General features: G+C 61.0%; 11 protein-coding genes and 1 pseudogene. 3 read left to right on the top strand and 9 right to left on the bottom strand.

What is annotated here, in order from left to right; translation table 11 throughout:
- The 9 genes from ACV229_RS33860 to ACV229_RS33820 all read right to left on the bottom strand — a co-directional run.
- Positions 1-218, bottom strand: a 218-nt coding sequence (locus ACV229_RS33860; protein ID WP_448087444.1) for a Gfo/Idh/MocA family oxidoreductase, incomplete at its 3' end; no start/stop codon positions are given.
- A gap of 175 nt (positions 219-393) precedes the next feature.
- Positions 394-1,515 (bottom strand): porin, encoded by a 1,122-nt coding sequence (locus ACV229_RS33855; protein WP_448087439.1) that lies wholly within the window; start codon positions 1,513-1,515, stop codon positions 394-396.
- A 174-nt stretch (positions 1,516-1,689) separates the two neighbouring features.
- Positions 1,690-2,460 (bottom strand): creatininase family protein, encoded by a 771-nt coding sequence (locus tag ACV229_RS33850; RefSeq protein ID WP_448087438.1) that lies wholly within the window; start codon positions 2,458-2,460, stop codon positions 1,690-1,692.
- On the bottom strand, positions 2,457-3,431 hold the full coding sequence (locus ACV229_RS33845; RefSeq protein ID WP_448087437.1) for an aldo/keto reductase: 975 nt from the start codon (positions 3,429-3,431) through the stop codon (positions 2,457-2,459). The genes ACV229_RS33850 and ACV229_RS33845 overlap by 4 nt, the downstream gene beginning before the upstream one ends.
- Positions 3,432-3,473: 42 nt before the next feature.
- Positions 3,474-4,529 (bottom strand): fatty acid desaturase, encoded by a 1,056-nt coding sequence (locus ACV229_RS33840; RefSeq protein ID WP_448087436.1) that lies wholly within the window; start codon positions 4,527-4,529, stop codon positions 3,474-3,476.
- 130 nt (positions 4,530-4,659) lie between these two features.
- Positions 4,660-5,592, bottom strand: a complete 933-nt coding sequence (locus ACV229_RS33835; RefSeq protein ID WP_448087435.1) for a sugar ABC transporter substrate-binding protein — start codon at positions 5,590-5,592, stop codon at positions 4,660-4,662.
- 153 nt (positions 5,593-5,745) lie between these two features.
- Positions 5,746-6,576 carry a TIM barrel protein gene (locus tag ACV229_RS33830; RefSeq protein WP_448087434.1) on the bottom strand — a complete coding sequence of 277 codons (831 nt, stop codon included), beginning with the start codon at positions 6,574-6,576 and terminating at the stop codon, positions 5,746-5,748.
- 85 nt (positions 6,577-6,661) lie between these two features.
- Positions 6,662-7,915: an NAD(P)/FAD-dependent oxidoreductase gene (locus ACV229_RS33825; protein WP_448087433.1), complete on the bottom strand. Its 1,254-nt coding sequence runs from the start codon at positions 7,913-7,915 to the stop codon at positions 6,662-6,664.
- 2 nt (positions 7,916-7,917) lie between these two features.
- Positions 7,918-8,247: a non-heme iron oxygenase ferredoxin subunit gene (locus ACV229_RS33820; protein ID WP_448087432.1), complete on the bottom strand. Its 330-nt coding sequence runs from the start codon at positions 8,245-8,247 to the stop codon at positions 7,918-7,920.
- A 741-nt stretch (positions 8,248-8,988) separates the two neighbouring features.
- Between ACV229_RS33820 and ACV229_RS33815 the strand changes: the two genes are divergently transcribed.
- The 3 genes and pseudogenes from ACV229_RS33815 (at position 8,989) to ACV229_RS33805 (ending at position 16,481) form a co-directional block, all read left to right on the top strand.
- Positions 8,989-10,071, top strand: a complete 1,083-nt coding sequence (locus tag ACV229_RS33815) for a LacI family DNA-binding transcriptional regulator (protein ID WP_448087431.1) — start codon at positions 8,989-8,991, stop codon at positions 10,069-10,071.
- Between the two features lie 235 nt (positions 10,072-10,306).
- Positions 10,307-10,601 (top strand): annotated as a pseudogene (locus tag ACV229_RS33810) (transposase); the annotation flags it as partial.
- Between the two features lie 369 nt (positions 10,602-10,970).
- The gene (locus ACV229_RS33805) at positions 10,971-16,481 is read left to right on the top strand and encodes an AAA family ATPase (protein ID WP_448087430.1); all 5,511 of its coding nucleotides are present in this window, start codon (positions 10,971-10,973) and stop codon (positions 16,479-16,481) included.
- Positions 16,482-16,502 lie beyond the last annotated feature (21 nt).

Here is a 16,502-nt window from a genome sequence, read left to right as displayed (position 1 = left end):
GTATTCGTGCTCGACGCGATCACCACGGCGCCGACCGACGGATCTCCCAGCACACCGTCGACATCGGCAACCCTCGCGCCGTGAGACTGGGCCAGCGCTTGTGCCGACGGCGCGTGCATGTCGACCACATACTTGAGGCGTACGCCCGGCTGGCGGGCAAGGTTCGACGCGTGAATCTTTCCAATCCGGCCCGCACCGAACAGCGCAATTTCAATCATCGTAATCTCCCGGTTCTTCGTGAAGATGAAGCTCAAGCTTGCTGGCGAGAGCATCTGGAACCGCCTGACACAGGGTCGTCGTGCAGGCGGATGAGTCAAAATAAATTTCGCACGGGTCGCAAACAACGGTTCGCACCAAACGAACGTCGACGGCGTGCGCTTCGCCAAATTCTTATTAGAAGTGCTGAACGATTCCGACGTAACTGCCGATCTGCGACTTGCCTGCCATCGGATTCGTCAGATTGTTGTTATCGCGCCCAGGGTTGTTGTCAAACACCGAGAAATTCGACGCGCTTCCGTTGTTCACATGAGCGACAGTCGCATACAAGAACGTGCGCTTCGACAGGCTGTACGTCGCTCCAGCTGCAACCAGCGTTGCGTTACCGCCCGGATCATGGGTCGCGTCGCCACCGCCCGAACCGACATTGATCCGGAACACGCCGCCGTTGAGCGCCAGTGCGGGTGTGATTCGGTAGCGCGCGCCGATCCATACGTGATTTGCGGTGTGCGCCAGACCCGCGGGCGTATCGGGTGCGCTCAGATGCGAATATCCGGCCTGAAGCACCAGCGAGTCGATCGTCAGATTGCCGCCGACGAAGAACTCGCGCGAACTCACGAAGACATTGCTGAAGCGCCCGTTCTGATCCCTCATCTCGTCGTACATCCCCTTGATCATCACGACGTCGTTGCTGTAGGTCACTTCCACGCCGTCGCTTCGCCCGAAATCGTCAGCCGCACCGCGGTTGAAGCCACCGGCCTGATTTCCGAATGCATACTGACCATGAATTTCGAATCCGCCGAAATTGGGCGAGCGATATTCAATGTTGTTGCTCGTAATCGGCACGTTGCGGTTGCGAACCAGCGACGCGGACGAAAACGCCTCGCACATCATCGGATCGATATCGCACTGATAGTTCGTCAGAAACAGGTCGCGCCCCAACTGGAACCTGCCGTACCGGTTACTCTCCAGGCCGACGAACGCCTTGCGATCGAACAGGCGCCCCGCTCCGCCGTTCATCGTTCCGTTCATCAGGTTGATGCCCGACTGGAGATCGAATATCGCTTTCAGTCCGCCACCGAGGTCCTCCTTGCCCAGGAAGCCAAAATAGCTGGCGCCCCAGTCGCTACTTTCGGCGCGCCAGCGGTTCGCCGTGGTACCCGTCCCGGTCTGGACGTTGTTCGCGAAGTCGAATCCAACGTCGAGCCGACCGTAAAGCGTGACGGAGCTTTGCGCCTGCGCGTTCGGGCACGCCCAGGCACCAGCGCATACGAACGCAGCAATCACTGTCTTTTTCATCGTGTCTCCATAACCAATCGTTCTATTTGAGTTGCCCCCTGCTGCCGACGCTACGCGTCGCCGCTTGCTTTGATCCGTCAGCGCAGGGGCAGCCGTTGAAACACCGTTGGCGACGCGAAAGCGTTTCTTCATGTGATGCGCGGGCGCCTGTCGCGGCGCCGGGTTCGCCGGATGTCACTCGAGCAACGAACCTGGTTCATGTCCGGAACGCGCGTCGCTGACGCGCTTTGTGAGCCAGCCGACGACGGCCTCGAGCAGCGGGCCAGCCGCCTCCGGGTCGAAGTCACGCGGATCCGGCCCGACAACGCCCCACAGAGGGTTGCCGTGTTCATGCCGCTCAGGACCCCAGCCATCACCGGGCCGCTCGATTCGCTCGTCCTTCACAGGCAGCCTGGAGACATCGACCCGATCGGGACAGAGCGCGTACAGAAGCGTCGTCTCGAACACGCCGGCGTGGTCCGGTGGTATATCGACGTTCTCCGCCATGTTGACTGCGGCCGCGATTGCTTTCATTCGATTGCCGGCCGAATTCCACACGGTTGTGAGGTTTTCGACCATGTCGATCTGGCTGTCGGCGAAATGGCCGGTAAACAGAACGGCGGTCTCCACGCCGAAGTCCTGCAAGCGGGTCAACGTGTGTCGAAGCTGAGTGGCGATCTCCGCGTCTTCCTCCATCATCACCGTCCACGGGTAGCGGCCATGGTCCCCGCCGGTGCCATAATGAAGCGGCGGATAAACGACGCCGCCCGTTCTCGCCGCCGCGCGCAGGCAAACGCCATGTGCGGTCAATGCATCGAGCCCAACCGGCAAATGCTCGCAGTGCCACTCGATCGTGCCGAGCGGGAGATAAACGACCGAACTTCGGGCCAGCGACGCTCTAATCTCGCTCGGCAGCAGAAGCTCCAGTTGGTATCGACGGAAATCCGCTCGGGCGATATCGCTCATTTGTAGTAGTTCCTGATCCATGCATGTTGCGAAAGCTGTTCGGCCAGCGCCTGCGGAAATGCGGCGCCATCCGAATAAGCGATGTTCATGTCCACCTCCGACCGGTTCTTCATTCCCGGAATGACGGTGGCAACCTGCGGCGCGCTCAGCGTGAAACGCATGGCGGCCTCGGCAAGACTCGCGTAGTACGGCTCGCAGACCCGCTGCAGCTTCTGGACCCGTGCGAGTGTTTCGTGAAAGCGTTCGCCGCGGAACATCGTGTGCGGCACGGAACCCGGCGCCCATCCGGCGTAGGTATCGGCGGTCCACGTCCCGCTGAGCGAACCGGAATCCAGCGGCACGCGGGCGATAAAGGCCGTGCTGCCGCGCTCACCGGCAGGAAACAGCCGTGCAGCCGGGCGCTGTTCGAACAGGTTGAAAATGACCTGAATCGAATCGACCAGCCCAAAGCGAGCGAGATCAATCCCCTCGTCGGGTCGGAAATCGCGGATCGACACGCCAACCTGATCGACCTTTCCTTCCCGTCGCAGCGCATTCAACGTCTCGAGCCAGTCGAGCGCATCAAGCCCTTCCGCCATCCACGAATGCAGCTGCAGCAAATCGATACGTTCGACACCGAGTCGCCGCAACGACTTCTCGACGTTGTCGCGCAGGTACCAGTGCGGATACCGGCCACGCATGGCAGGACGGTCGTCGTCCGGATCCGGCCAAACGATCGGCTGCACCTTCGTGGCGACGTAGATCTTGTTGCCGCGCCACTCACGCAGCGACTGGCCAATTACCTCCTCGCTATGACCCTTGCCGTATAGCTCGGCGGTATCGACGAAGTTGATGCCTTTCTCGTACGCATAGAGCAGCGTGTCGATCGACTGCCGGTCGTCCACCCGCCCCCAGTCGCCGCCGATCTGCCAAGCGCCGAACGCGATTTCGCTGACCTGCCAATCCGTCCTTCCGAACGTTCTGTATTTCATGAATTCACCCTCGATGAACGAATACGATCGGTTGAACGACGCTCATGCCTGCTCCGCCGGCAGCCGGCGCGCAACGGTGTATGCAGGATCGTGCGACTGGCGCCAGAGTGCCGGCAGCACTTCTCGGTAGGCGGCCCACAGGCTCGGATACGCAGGCGGGCATTGGCTGCGGATGGCTTCGTGCAACTGCGGCAGCGCGTGGTACGGAACCATCGGGAAGATGTGATGCTCGATGTGGTAGTTCATGTTGCAGTACAGCCAACGGAACAGCGCATTGGTATGGAACGTGCGCGTGTTGAGCCGGTGGTCATGCACGTTCTCCGCGAGGCCGGCGTGCTGCGTCACGTTGAAGATCTGCGCCATGAAACCGCCGTAGAAACGCGGCAACACGATGAACATCGCGGGCAGAATGCTCCCGACATACGCGCAGGCGCCGATCACGCAGGCAAAGATCAACACGTACACACGCGATGCCCGAACCACCTTCGGCCGTTCCTGCTCCGGAATGAAATGGTTGCCGGCATCTGTCATGCGGCCAACCGCGATCATGAAAATGTTCACGATTTGCGTCAGACCTGAACGCAGATAGAACAGATCGAGTATCGCGTTCACGATCCTCACCGGACGCGGAAACGCAATCTCCGGATCGCGCCCGACGATGATCGTGTGCGTATGGTGTCGCGAGTGGCTCCAGCGCCAGTAATGGCCTTCATGCAACGTCATGAAGCCCGCGACGTGGTACATCGCGTCGTTGAGCCAACGGGTCTTGAACGGCGTGCCGTGAGACAGCTCGTGCGCACGATGATCAGACGTCGAATAGAGTACGCCGTAGGCAATGAACGCGGGCACGCACCAGACCGTGCCCCATGTGAGATAGCCGGCGACACCCGTCACTGCCATCAGTACGATCCACACGCCATAGTTCCAGAGCGACGGACCATCGGATCGCCTCATCAATTCCTTGAGACGCTTTCGCTCGATGGTCGGCGTGAACCACGTCTGGCTCACGCGCGACTCGAAGTTTTCCTCGGTCAAATCGCCCGCCATCACTTCATCGCCGCGCAGCGTGTAGCGGGCGTACGGGTCGTTGGTATGCATTGCTGGCTCCTTCCTTCCGACAATCAAGATTCAGGACGTGGTCTGCCCGCCCCCCCGGCTTTCCCGGGGGGGATCGATGCCACTTCAATGGGAATGGCGATGCGCGTTGGCGCACCGCCGACGCGATCGATCAGTTCTTCGCGGCGTACTGCGACAGATTCGCCGGCGTCACCACTTCGAACGGAATCCACATCGCGGAATCGACTTTCTGGCTACGCGCAAGCTTCAGCGCGTAATCGACAGAATCGGCGCCTTGAGCGGCGGCGTTCTGAAACACGGTCACCTTCAAATCGCCCGCCTTCATGACCATGAGCGCATCTCGCGTTGCGTCAATTCCCGCGACGATCGTGCTCTTGTTCAGCTTCTTCGCCGCTTTCAGTGCCTGGATCGCACCCAGTGCCATCTCGTCGTTGTTCGACACGATTGCGTCGAATTTCAGGCCGGACGACAGCCAGTTGTTCATCAGGTCCGCGCCCCCGGTGCGCGTCCAATGGGCGGACTGAGCGTCGGCGATCCTGATGCCGTCGCACGGTGCTTTCGCGATTACGTCCTTGACCGCCTGCGTCCGTTCACGAGTCGCCTGATTCGACAGATCACCCATCATGACGAGAATGTTGCCTTTGCCGCCCATCAGCTTGCAGACCTCCTGCATCTGCAGCGCGCCAGCCTGGGATTCCTTCGAGCCAACGAACGCGACCTTCGCAGGGAGACTCTTGTCCGACGGCGCGCGATTCACGTACACGAGCGGAATGCCGGCCGCGACCGCCATCCGCGTGATTTTCGGGGTCGCGTCGGTATCGACGGGATTGACGATGATCGCGTCGACCTTCTGCGCGATGAAGTTCTGGATCTGGCTGAGCTGCTTGCCGACATCGAGCTGGGCATCCTCGAACTGGAGGTTCACCCCCTTGATCGTCGCCGCATGCGAATTCATCGCATTGCGCACGGCCATCAGAAAGTTGTCGTCGAAGGCCGACATCGCGACACCGATACGTTCCGCGTGGGCAGCAAACGGCGTGGTCAGGGCAGCAGCAGCAACAACGGACATCAGGGCTTTCTTCATGATTGCGTCTCCGTTTCATCGTCATCCGACCGGTTCCTGGCCGATGCGGACGACAGCGACCTCTTCAAGTGATCGTCTGGTCGGATCCAATCCGCTCCCATGAGACCTGATAGCTGCCAGATGGAAGCGGGAATCCCGTTTCGCTTCTCGGCGTTACGACGCCGCCAAGCTCGCTTTGATGAACTGCATGCTCTCCTTCAGCCGTGCCTCGATATCCGTGGCCTGACCGATTTCGTCTGAGAACGGTTCGAACGAAAATGCACCTGCGTAACCGCGCTCGAGCAAGATCTTCAATTGGCGCACGTTACCGAGACGATCGGCACCGCAGACGAGCACACGATGTCCGTCCCGCATGCGATCGACGGCAAGCTCTTGCTCCTCGACACCCGAGATATGTACCAGGCCCGTCAGGTTCGGAAAGAAGATGTCTTCGCCCGACAGATAGTGATGGAACGTGTCGTGAACGAGGCGGAAACGCGCCTCGACACCTGCGTCATACATCGCCTTGACGGCGTCGGATTTCCGACGCAGCGCGCATTCTTCGAAGCCGAGCGGTTCGATGAGGCCGACGATCTCGTGATCGTCGAGGATGGGTTGCAGCCGCTTGAGCGCGTTGACGAGATCGGTGTGGCGCTCCGCGGCCGTGCGCTCATCGCGTCGGCTGTTCGTCGGGCAAAGCACCAGCGCCTTCGCGCCGCATTGCTGTGCGTAGCGAGCGAGTGCGACGGCCTCGCGTTCACGCTCCGAGTCGAACTGCTCGAAACGCTGCAGTGCGTTGATCGAGAGAATGGTCAATCCCGCCGACGCGGCCTGTCCGCGAAGGTCGCTTGCCGGCGTACCATCTGTGATTTCGACGCCGCTCAAGTCGTTTCGAATCTCAATCGAGGCTACACCGAGCCGCTGGCACAAGCTGACGAATTCGCCAAACGGCGCGCGAGGCGCGCTCATGCGGTTCAGCGAAAACTGAAATGACGCCTGGTTCATCCAAATCTCCTGTATGTCAGAGTTGCATTGCGAGGCCGTTGTCCGCCGGCCCCTTGTTTTTGACTCTTGCCGGCGGCACGACGTATCAGCACTGAGCGCCGACATTGCGCGTCAGTAAGGATTTCAGCTTGATGTTCGGATCTGCCAGCAACGCCGGCGCAACGGTCGCCCGGCGGCCGATGAGCATTTGCGCGATGCGGATATCCCTCCCGACGTTACCGGGACCAACCCCGCTCGCTGCGATCAGACACCCATCTCCCGTGCAGTGGAACAGCAGCAAAGTGTCCGACGCCACGTGACGCTCAATGCAAATGTGATCTGGTTGCGGTAGCCCTGTGATCTGAATCGACAACTCGTACTGATCAGACCAGAACCAAGGTACGTCGCCATACGCAACGTTCTCCCCGAGTAAGTTCTGGGCCGCGACGCGCGCTTGGTCTTCAGCGTTCTTCCAGCATTCAAGGCGCACGTGCCGCCCCGTCGGCCCATACGGGAAGCTGCACACATCACCCGCTGCATAGATGTTCGGGTCGCTGGTCATCAGGCGGTCGTTGACGACGATCCCGTCGGCTACGTCGAGTCCAGCCGCCTCGGCCAGTGCCGTTGCCGGGGTAGCGCCGATGCCCACAACGAGCAAATCACACGGCAAACGCTCTCCGTCGGTGAGCCAAACGCCCGAGACGGCGGCATCGCCATCGATTTCCGCGATACCAGTGGAGAATCGGAAGTCAACGCCTGCTGCCCGATGACGCGCCTCGATCCGTGCGGCGATCGGAGCCGGAACGGCTCGCGCAAGCAACCGCGAGGTCGCTTCAAGGACGGTCACTTCACATCCCGCGGCGATCGCGCTCGCTGCGACTTCAAGCCCAATGAAGCCCCCACCGACCAGCACTACGCGCCGGCCCGGGCGTAGCGCTCGCGCCATGCGCTCGGCGTCGTCCGCCGTCCGCAGATAGGTCACCCCGACTCGCTCCGCACCAGGCAGTGCCAGACGTCGCGGTACTGCACCGGTCGCCAGCAGCAGGCGCTCATACGACAAGCGCTGACCGTCGGCGAGCACCACAAACTTCTCGCTCCGGTCGATCGACGTGACCACGGCGTCCAGACGAAGGTCAATCATCTGATTGACATAGGTCTGCTCGGTCGCCAGCACAGATTCCGCCATCGTCTGCTGGCCTAGCAGCACGCCCTTCGACAAGGGCGGGCGATCATATGGCGTACATGATTCCCCGGACAGCAGCGTCAGCCGCCCGGTAAAGCCAGCCACGCGCAACGCTAGCGCTGCACGAGTGCCAGCCAACCCGGCGCCGACAATCACAATTCCCGGACTCGTATCCATGATCAAGCCGCGCTCGGCACGCCGATCAGAACCTTGCCGCCGTCGACCCGGACCGGATGCGTGATCAGGTGATTGCACACCGGTGCGCACAGAGGCTTGCCCGTCGGCACATGGAAGCGCCCCTGGTGACGCGGACATTCGATCTGGTCGCCAAGAACGAACCCATCCGCGAGATGTGCCTTCTCATGCGTGCACCAGCCATCCGACGCATAGAACCGGCCATCGATGCGATAGACGGCATATGTCTCCTGGCCGAAATCGAAGCGGATCACGTCCTCGTCTTCGATATCATCTGTACTGCAAACAATTATCCATTGAAGCGTCTCTTGCATGATCTGGCTCCTTCGCCATGAGCGGTGCCGCGCACTGCCGGTCGGTCGCGCCGAGCAGTCAGAACGGCGGGCAACAACCGTCCGCCCCGAGCGGCACGCTGCCGTCAGGTTCCCGACATGCCGGCGGATTGCCCGGTCCGAACGATTAAAAAAAAGGAGGCGAGACGTCAGCCGTCGATTCCGCGTGACTCGTAGCACTGCGTCATACGCGCGTTCGGCTGCGTTGCAATACCAATAGCCTCACGAACCGGCATCGGCGCCCGACTGGGGGCCTTCGGGTCTGAAACCCGTATCTGCTGCTTTGACATCGCACTGTCTCCAATACCGATATCTTCTTGTGGCGCCCGGAGATACTTGGCATTCACGGACGAGCTGCACTGGCTCTGACGCTGCGTGCTCCGGATCTGATGGTTCTCAATTTAGCGATCCAGAATCCGCGTCGCACGCAAAATCTTGGCGAAAAGCCCCCAACGCCATGCCGCGTTGCAGCATGCCGGTGCCACCCCGGTCGCGATCCGGCTCCTGTCGTTGCCGCGAACCACTCGATCGCTTGCATCTCCTGGGGAAAGCATCATCCGATGCCGTACACGCACACACGGCCCTATACTGCGGCTTGTCACGAGCCGGAAATAGTCCACAAACAATCGAGACGACGGACCGCCGAATTTGCGACGACGTCAGGAAGTCGCTGCATTGGACGACTCGAAGGCCGGCCGCAGAAACGAATGAGGATCTGGATTAATGAACGACACGTCTGTTCGCCAGCGGCGCAAGCGTACTCCTCGCCTGCAGGACATTGCCGAGGAGGCGGGGGTCAGCCTGAATACGGTCGATCGTGTACTGAACGAACGGGACAGTGTCTCGGCCGCGACGCGGGCGCGCGTGATCGATGCAGCCAAGCGTCTCGGCATAACCCGTTTGTTGCCGCAGGTCCATCACAGCCTGATTCACCTCGACGTCGTGCTTCCACGCGATGCTGACCACAAGCCGTTCTATCGCCGCCTCAGACACGCATTGCAACGCTCCGTTCAGATGCTCGACAAGCGCGTCGTGGTGCATCGCTACGTTGCACCCGAGGACGACGAATCCGCTGTCGTCAAGATCATCCTCAATCCGCCCTATCCGCGTCGCGGTCTGATCATCACCGCGCACGATACGCCGCAGGTACGCGCTGCCTTGCAAACCGTCATCTCCGACGGTGAGCATGTCATCACGATGTCGACGGATATCGGCGGCATCGATCGCCTCTATTACGCGGGGATCGACAACTATCGGGCAGGACGCACCGCCGGTCATTTCATCGGGCGCCTGGCGCGACGCGCCGGCCGCGTGCTCATCCTGTGCAGCACGCTCGCCTATCGCTCACATGTCGATCGGACAACCGGCTGTCGCAATGCGATCGCCGAAGGATTTCCCTCATTGCACTGCGACCAAATTGAAATTGAAACAGACGATGATCCGGATCGATGCTACAAGGCCCTTGTTCAGGTACTCTCCAAACATGACGACATCGTCGGCATCTACAACAGCGGCGCCGGATCGCCCGGAATTGACGCGGCGCTACGCAAATACAACTTGGCGGGCAAGATTGTGTGGGTGACGCACGAAATGTCGGACGACCATCGAACGTTTATCGAGCAAGGAACGCTTGACGTCGCCATCGATCAGGATCCTGAGAGCCAGGTCTTCTCGGCGCTCCAGCATATGCTGCACGCGTGCGGCGTCGTCGAAAGCGCACCGATGGAGGGGGTCACGGAATTCCGTCTTTTCTGTGCGGAGAACGTTCGAAGGACCGCCTATCTGGCGCCAGACGGGCAGATGTGAAGCGCCCCCGCATGGTTCAGTCTCCTTGCGCGCGCCGCGAGCGTCGAGCAATCGTCCGGCCTGTCACAAACAGATGGTGCGAATAGCTGCAACTCTCCACCCCATCTGTTTGTGACAGAACCAACGCGATACTTCCGTCCGTGACTCGCCAAAGCTTGGCCACATTGACCTGAGGCATTTCTTGTTGCCATTTGGCAAGTGAGTTCTCTTTTATCCTAGAGGCAAGGAGAACTCGATGAAGAAGCGATTTACCGACGAGCAGATCATCCGGATCTTGCGCGAGGCCGAAAGCCGGGACGAGCCGGTGAAGGATCTTTGCAAGCGCCACAACATCTCGGAACAGACGTTCTATCGTTGGCGCAACACGTTCGGGGGCATTGATGTGGCCGACGCCCGCCAGCTCAAGGATCTGGAATCGGAGAACGAGCGGCTCAAGCGTTTGATCGCCGAGCAATTGCTGGTCATCGACGGCCTGAATGAATTCAGCCGAAAAAATGAGCACCCCAACGGGCCGGCGCGACGCGCTGGAAGAAGACCTGTGGCGTTCATCAATTGATGTCACGTCGGGACAACCAATTCGTGTCGTTTTGAAGCGCGAAATGGGCCCCAAGGAAGACTCGAAGCCGGCCAAGACAACCAATTCTTGTCGCTTCGGTACACGGACGCTTAAAAAATCGACGTTCCGCCCTTTATGTCCTTTCTCTGGGCGTTCCGTCAATGCGCGTAGCTGCAACACCTTGAGGCTGACCCGTTTCCGTGGACATGATCCGCACCTCCTTCTTGACAGGATGGATCCTGTCCACGAAAGCGGGTCATCTCCAGACCTTTTTCGCCTCAAAGAGGGGCTCCGTCTTCATAAGTCGTCGGGTGTATTCTGACGAGACAGTGGAGGGCGGCAAATGGCTACCCATGGTTACGGCGAGATGTGCAACGGCCTCCAAACTTTGTGGGAGGATGGCGAGCGGGTCTTCAGCCGGGCACGACGTGCGACCGATGGCGGCGACGAAACGCGACTCATTGCACGGGCCGCCGCCGAGCAGCCCTCACCTGCCAGTCTTGAACGGCTCGCTCACGAATTCCAACTGAAGGACGAGCTCGACGGTGCGTGGGCCGTTCGGCCGCTGGAGCTGGTGCGCGAAGGCGGCGGGACGCTGCTGGTGCTCGAGGATCCGGGCGGTGAGCCGCTCGAGCGGCTGATCGGCGCGCCCATGGCGGTACGTAGTGCTCTGCACCTCGCCGTCGGCATCGCCGCAGCGCTGGGCAAGCTTCACCAGCGCGGCATTGTCCATAAGGACCTCAAGCCTGGCCATATCCTCGTGAACTGCACGGACGGACAGCCGCGGCTGACCGGCTTCGGCATCGCGTCGCAGCTGCGACGCGAGCGACAGGCGCCCGAGCCGCCCGAGACCCTCACCGGCACGCTTGCCTACATGGCCCCCGAACAAACCGGGCGCATGAATCGCTCGATCGACGCCCGTAGCGATCTGTATGCGCTCGGCGTCACGCTCTACCAGATGCTCACCGGTTCGCTGCCGTTCGCCGCGACCGATCCGATGGAGTGGGTGCACTGCCATATCGCGCGAAAGCCGGTGCCGCCCAGCGAGCGGCTGGAGGGCATCCCCGTCCCGCTGTCGGCCATCATCATGAAACTGATGACCAAGACGGCCGAGGAGCGCTACCAGACCGCCGGCGGCGTCGAGCGCGATCTGCGGCGCTGCCTTGCCGGGTGGGAAACCCAGGGTTACATCGACGACTTTGCACCCGGTCAGCAGGACACGCCCGATCGGCTGCTCATCCCGGAAAGGCTCTACGGGCGCGAGGGCGAGGTCGAGACCCTGCTTGCCTCCTTCGATCGCATCGTCAAAAACGGCGCGCCGGAGCTGGTGCTGGTCTCCGGCTATCCGGGCATTGGCAAGTCCGCGGTCGTCAACGAATTGCACAGGGTGCTGGTGCCACCGCGCGGACTCTTCGCCGCAGGCAAGTTCGACCAGTACAAGCGCGACATCCCCTATGCGACGCTCGCCCAGGCTTTTCAGAACCTCGTGCGACCGCTTCTCGGCAAGCGCGAGACAGAGCTTTCCTGCTGGCGTGAAGCCTTTAGCGAGGCGCTCGGGCCGAACGCACGGCTGATGGTCGACCTCGTTCCTGAGCTCAGGCTCATCATCGGAGAGCCCCCCCCTGTCCCTGAGCTTGAGCCGCAGCAGGCACAACGTCGTTTTCAACTGGTGTTCCAGCGCTTTATTGGCGTTTTTGCCCGGGTGGAACATCCACTGGCGCTTTTTCTCGACGACCTGCAATGGCTCGACGCGGCCACATTAGATCTGCTCGAGGACCTGTTGACCCGCTCCGATCTGCAGCACGTCATGCTGATCGGTGCCTATCGCGATAACGAGGTCACAGCTGCCCATCCGCTGAGGCGCAAGCTCGAAACCATCAAGGCCGCTGGCGGAGTGGTCGCCGAAATCGCGCTTGCGCCGCTTAAGCAAACGGATCTGCGGCAGTGGCTTGCAGATGCGCTTCGCTGCGAGCACGCACACGTCGCACCGCTTGCACAAATGGTTCATCAGAAAACCGGCGGCAATCCGTTTTTTGCCATTCAGTTCCTGTCGTCGCTCGCTGACGAGGGCATGCTCATCTTTGACCACGATGCTGCCCGCTGGTGCTGGGATCTCGACCACATTCACGCCAAGGGATATACCGATAACGTCGTCGACCTCATGGTCGCGAAACTCACGCGCCTGCCGCGCGAAACACAGAATGCATTGCAGCAACTGGCCTGTCTTGGCAATAGCGCCGAGACGACAACGCTCTCACTCGTCCTCGGGACGTCGGAGGAGGAGGTTCATGCGGCGCTCTGGGCCGCCGTCCGGCTGGAACTGGTCGAACGGGGCGCGGCTGGCTACCGGTTCGCCCACGATCGCGTTCAGGAAGCCGCGTATTCGCTCATTGCCGAAGCACTGCGAGGCGCTGTCCACCTTCGAATCGGCCGACTGCTGGCGGAACACCCGCCAGGCGGGAAGCGCGACGAGGCGATCTTCGAGATCGTCAATCATCTCAACCGCGCGATCCCGCTGATCACGTCACAAACCGAGCGGGATCAGCTCGCCGGGTTCAACCTGATCGCCGGGAGGCGCGCCAAGGCTTCCACCGCCTACGCCTCAGCGCTCAAGTACCTGGTCGCCGGCGTGGCGCTCGTGGCCGGCGATGGCTGGGGTCGCCTGCGGGAGCTCATCTTCGCGCTGGAGTTGAACCGGGCCGAATGCGAATTTCTGACCGGTGCGCTGGCGGCTGCGGACGAACGTCTGGCGGCACTGGCAGAGCGCACGAAAGATTCGGTGGAAGCCGCGCGTGTCGCGTGTCTGCGCGTGGATCTGCATGTGACCCTCGATCAGAGCAGCCGCGCGGCCGCCATCGGTCTCGATTACCTCCGCAGTCTGGGCATCGAGTGGTCGCTGCATCCGACGGAAGAGGAAGCGCGCCGGGAGTATCAGCGGATCTGGTCCACCCTCGGAAAGCGCCCGCCTGAGGCACTCGTCGATCTGCCCTTGATGACTGACCCAGCATCCCTCGCAACTGTCGATGTTCTGGCCAAGCTGGCGGTAGCTGCCCTTTATACAGATCGGAACCTGCTTTGCCTGGTCACCTGTCGCATGGTCAATCTGATTCTCGAGCGCGGTAACGCTGACGCGTCCTGTTTCGCCTATGTGTGGCTCGGCGTGATCGCCGGGCTGCACCTCGGCGATTACGAGACTGGATATCGATTCGGCCGGCTCAGCTACGAGCTGGTCGAGCAGCGCGGGCTGAAGCGCGACGATGTAAGGGCCTATATGATCTTTGGCGGTATGATCCTGCCATGGAAACAACCTGTCCGGGCTGGCCGTGAACTGGTGCGTCGCGCGTTCGAAGCGGCCAACCAAAGCGGGGATCTCACTTGCGCGGCGTACAGTTGTAGCCACCTGAATACAAACCTGCTTGCCGCCGGCGATCCGCTAGAGCAGGTGCAATGCGAAGCCGAACGGGGTCTCGCGTTTGCACAGAAGATGCGATTCGGCGCCTTCATTGACCGCATCGGCGCCCAGCTCGGCCTGGTACGGACGCTGAGGGGGCTCACGCCGACGTTTGGCCGCTTCGATGATGCGAATTTTGATGAGCTTCGGATTGAGCGCCGCTTCACGGAGAACCCGAATCTGGCAATGGCCGAGTGCTGGTACTGGATCCGTAAGCTGCAGGCGCGGTTCTTTGCAGGCGACTATGGCGCGGCACTCGATGCCTCATTGCGGGCGCGACGGCTGCTTTGGACGTCGCTAACCTTCGAAATCGCCGAGTATCACTTTTACAGCGCGTTGTGTCGCGCGGCCTGTTTCGATACGGCGACCGCTGATGAGCGACAAATTCACATTGAGGCGCTTGCTGACCATCAAAGACAACTCGAGATTTGGGCAGATATTTGCCCAGAGAATTTCGAGAACCGCGCTGCCCTCGTGGGGGCTGAGATCGCCCGGATCGAAGGCCACGCGCTTGATGCCGAAGCGCTTTACGAACAGGCTATCCGCTCGGCCAACGCAAACGGCTTTGTGCACAACGAGGCGCTTGCCAACGAACTGGCTGCACGTTTCTTTGCGACGCGAGGTTTTGAGAAAATCGCGCGCGTCTACCTGCAGGATGCCCATGACGCTTATCTGCGTTGGGGAGCCAATGGCAAGGCGCGACAGCTTGAAGAGCACTATCCCCACCTCAAGGCCTATGCGGACAGTCTGCACCAGACGGCCACGATCGGAACGCCAATCGAGCAGCTGGATCTCGCTACGGTTCTGAGCGTCTCTCAGATCGTGTCGGGCGAAATTGTGCTCGAGAACCTGATCGAAGCACTGATGCGCACCGCAGTGGAACACGCAGGTGCGCAACGCGGCCTGCTCGTGCTCTCGCGGGGTGCCGGGCTAAGGATCGGGGCGCAAGCCCATACGAACGGCACCTCAGTCACGGTCGCGCTCCGCGAGGCGCTGATGTCTGCCGCAGAGCTGCCCGAGTCGATTCTCCAGTATTGCGCGCGTACCCAGGAGAGCGTGATCCTCGACGATGCCGCAGCGCGGGGCGCGTTCTCCAACGACGACTACATTGCTCGCGTGCAGGCGCGATCGATCCTCTGCCTGCCTCTCGTCAAGCAGGGAAGGTTGATTGCATTGCTTTATCTGGAAAACAACCTCGCCGCCGGCGCTTTTACCCCGGCAAGGATTGCGGTCCTGAAGGTACTGGCTTCGCAGGCCGCGATGACGCTGGAAAATGCCCGTCTTTATCGTGATCTCGAAGAACGCGAAGCAAAAATCCGGCGCCTCGTCGACGCCAATATCGTCGGGATCTTCATTGGGGATCTCGAAGGTGGGATCCTCGAAGCCAATGACGCGTTTCTTCGTATCGTGGGATACGATCGTGACGATCTCCTGGCGGGGCATCTGCGCTGGACCGACCTGACGCCACCAGAATGGCTTGAACGCAACAGAAGAGAGTGGATGCCGGAGCTGAAGATCACTGGGACATTGCAGCCATACGAGAAAGAGTACTTCAGGAAGGACGGCAGCCGCGTGCCCGTGCTGATTGGCGTTGCGATGCTGGACGAGAGCGGGACTCAGGGCATCGTGTTTGTGCTCGATTTGAGCGAGCGCAAACGGGCGGAAGCGGAGGCACGCCAGATGCAGTTCGAGCTCGCGCATGCCAACCGCGTCACGGCCATTGGGCAGCTCGCCGCCTCGATCAGCCATGAATTGAGGCAGCCGATCGCTGCGACGGCCATCAATGCGTCAACGGGTCTGCGCTGGCTTGGTCGCGAACCGCCCGATGTGGCGGAGGCCCGCCAGGCATTCGATCGTATCGTCCGTGACGCCAGGCGTGCAGGCGAGGTGATAACGCGCATTCATGGCCTTGTAAAAAAAGCCCCGACCTGCAACGAGGTCCTGCAGCTCAACGAGGCGATTCGCGAGGTCATGGCTCTCACGTCGAGTGAAGCCAGCGGGAACGGCGTCACTGTGCAGATGCAGCTTGCGGAGAACTTGCCGTTCATCAAAGGCGACCGCGTGCAACTTCAACAGGTGATGCTGAACCTTGTGATCAATGCCATTGATGCGATGAGCGCAGTTGACGAAGGGCCACGGGAATTAACGATCAGCACCGCCATGAACGAGCCGGGTGCCGTCCTGGTGACGGTGCGCGACTCCGGGCCAGGTGTCGCTCCCGAGAACTTCGATTGCCTTTTTGAGCCGTTTTATACGACAAAGGCCAGCGGGATGGGCATGGGGCTGTCGATCTGTCGCTCGATCATCGACGCACACGGCGGTCGGTTGTGGGCAAGTGCGAACGTACCTCGCGGCGCTATCTTTCGGTTCACGGTGCCCGTCCCTCCAGCTGTTTCAGCGTAAGCCGGCCTCGTATTCCGCACC

Source organism: Burkholderia sp. MR1-5-21 (assembly GCF_053427715.1).
The sequence above is the reverse complement of the archived record's forward strand: the minus strand, read 5'-3'. Positions and strand labels throughout refer to the sequence as shown.

Coding starts and splice junctions, on each gene's coding strand:
- ACV229_RS33855 (WP_448087439.1), bottom strand. CDS start 1,515: ATGAAAAAGACAGTGATTGCTGCGTTCGTATGCGCTGGTGCCTGGGCG.
- ACV229_RS33850 (WP_448087438.1), bottom strand. CDS start 2,460: ATGAGCGATATCGCCCGAGCGGATTTCCGTCGATACCAACTGGAGCTT.
- ACV229_RS33845 (WP_448087437.1), bottom strand. CDS start 3,431: ATGAAATACAGAACGTTCGGAAGGACGGATTGGCAGGTCAGCGAAATC.
- ACV229_RS33840 (WP_448087436.1), bottom strand. CDS start 4,529: ATGCATACCAACGACCCGTACGCCCGCTACACGCTGCGCGGCGATGAA.
- ACV229_RS33835 (WP_448087435.1), bottom strand. CDS start 5,592: ATGAAGAAAGCCCTGATGTCCGTTGTTGCTGCTGCTGCCCTGACCACG.
- ACV229_RS33830 (WP_448087434.1), bottom strand. CDS start 6,576: ATGAACCAGGCGTCATTTCAGTTTTCGCTGAACCGCATGAGCGCGCCT.
- ACV229_RS33825 (WP_448087433.1), bottom strand. CDS start 7,915: ATGGATACGAGTCCGGGAATTGTGATTGTCGGCGCCGGGTTGGCTGGC.
- ACV229_RS33820 (WP_448087432.1), bottom strand. CDS start 8,247: ATGCAAGAGACGCTTCAATGGATAATTGTTTGCAGTACAGATGATATC.
- ACV229_RS33815 (WP_448087431.1), top strand. CDS start 8,989: ATGAACGACACGTCTGTTCGCCAGCGGCGCAAGCGTACTCCTCGCCTG.
- ACV229_RS33805 (WP_448087430.1), top strand. CDS start 10,971: ATGGCTACCCATGGTTACGGCGAGATGTGCAACGGCCTCCAAACTTTG.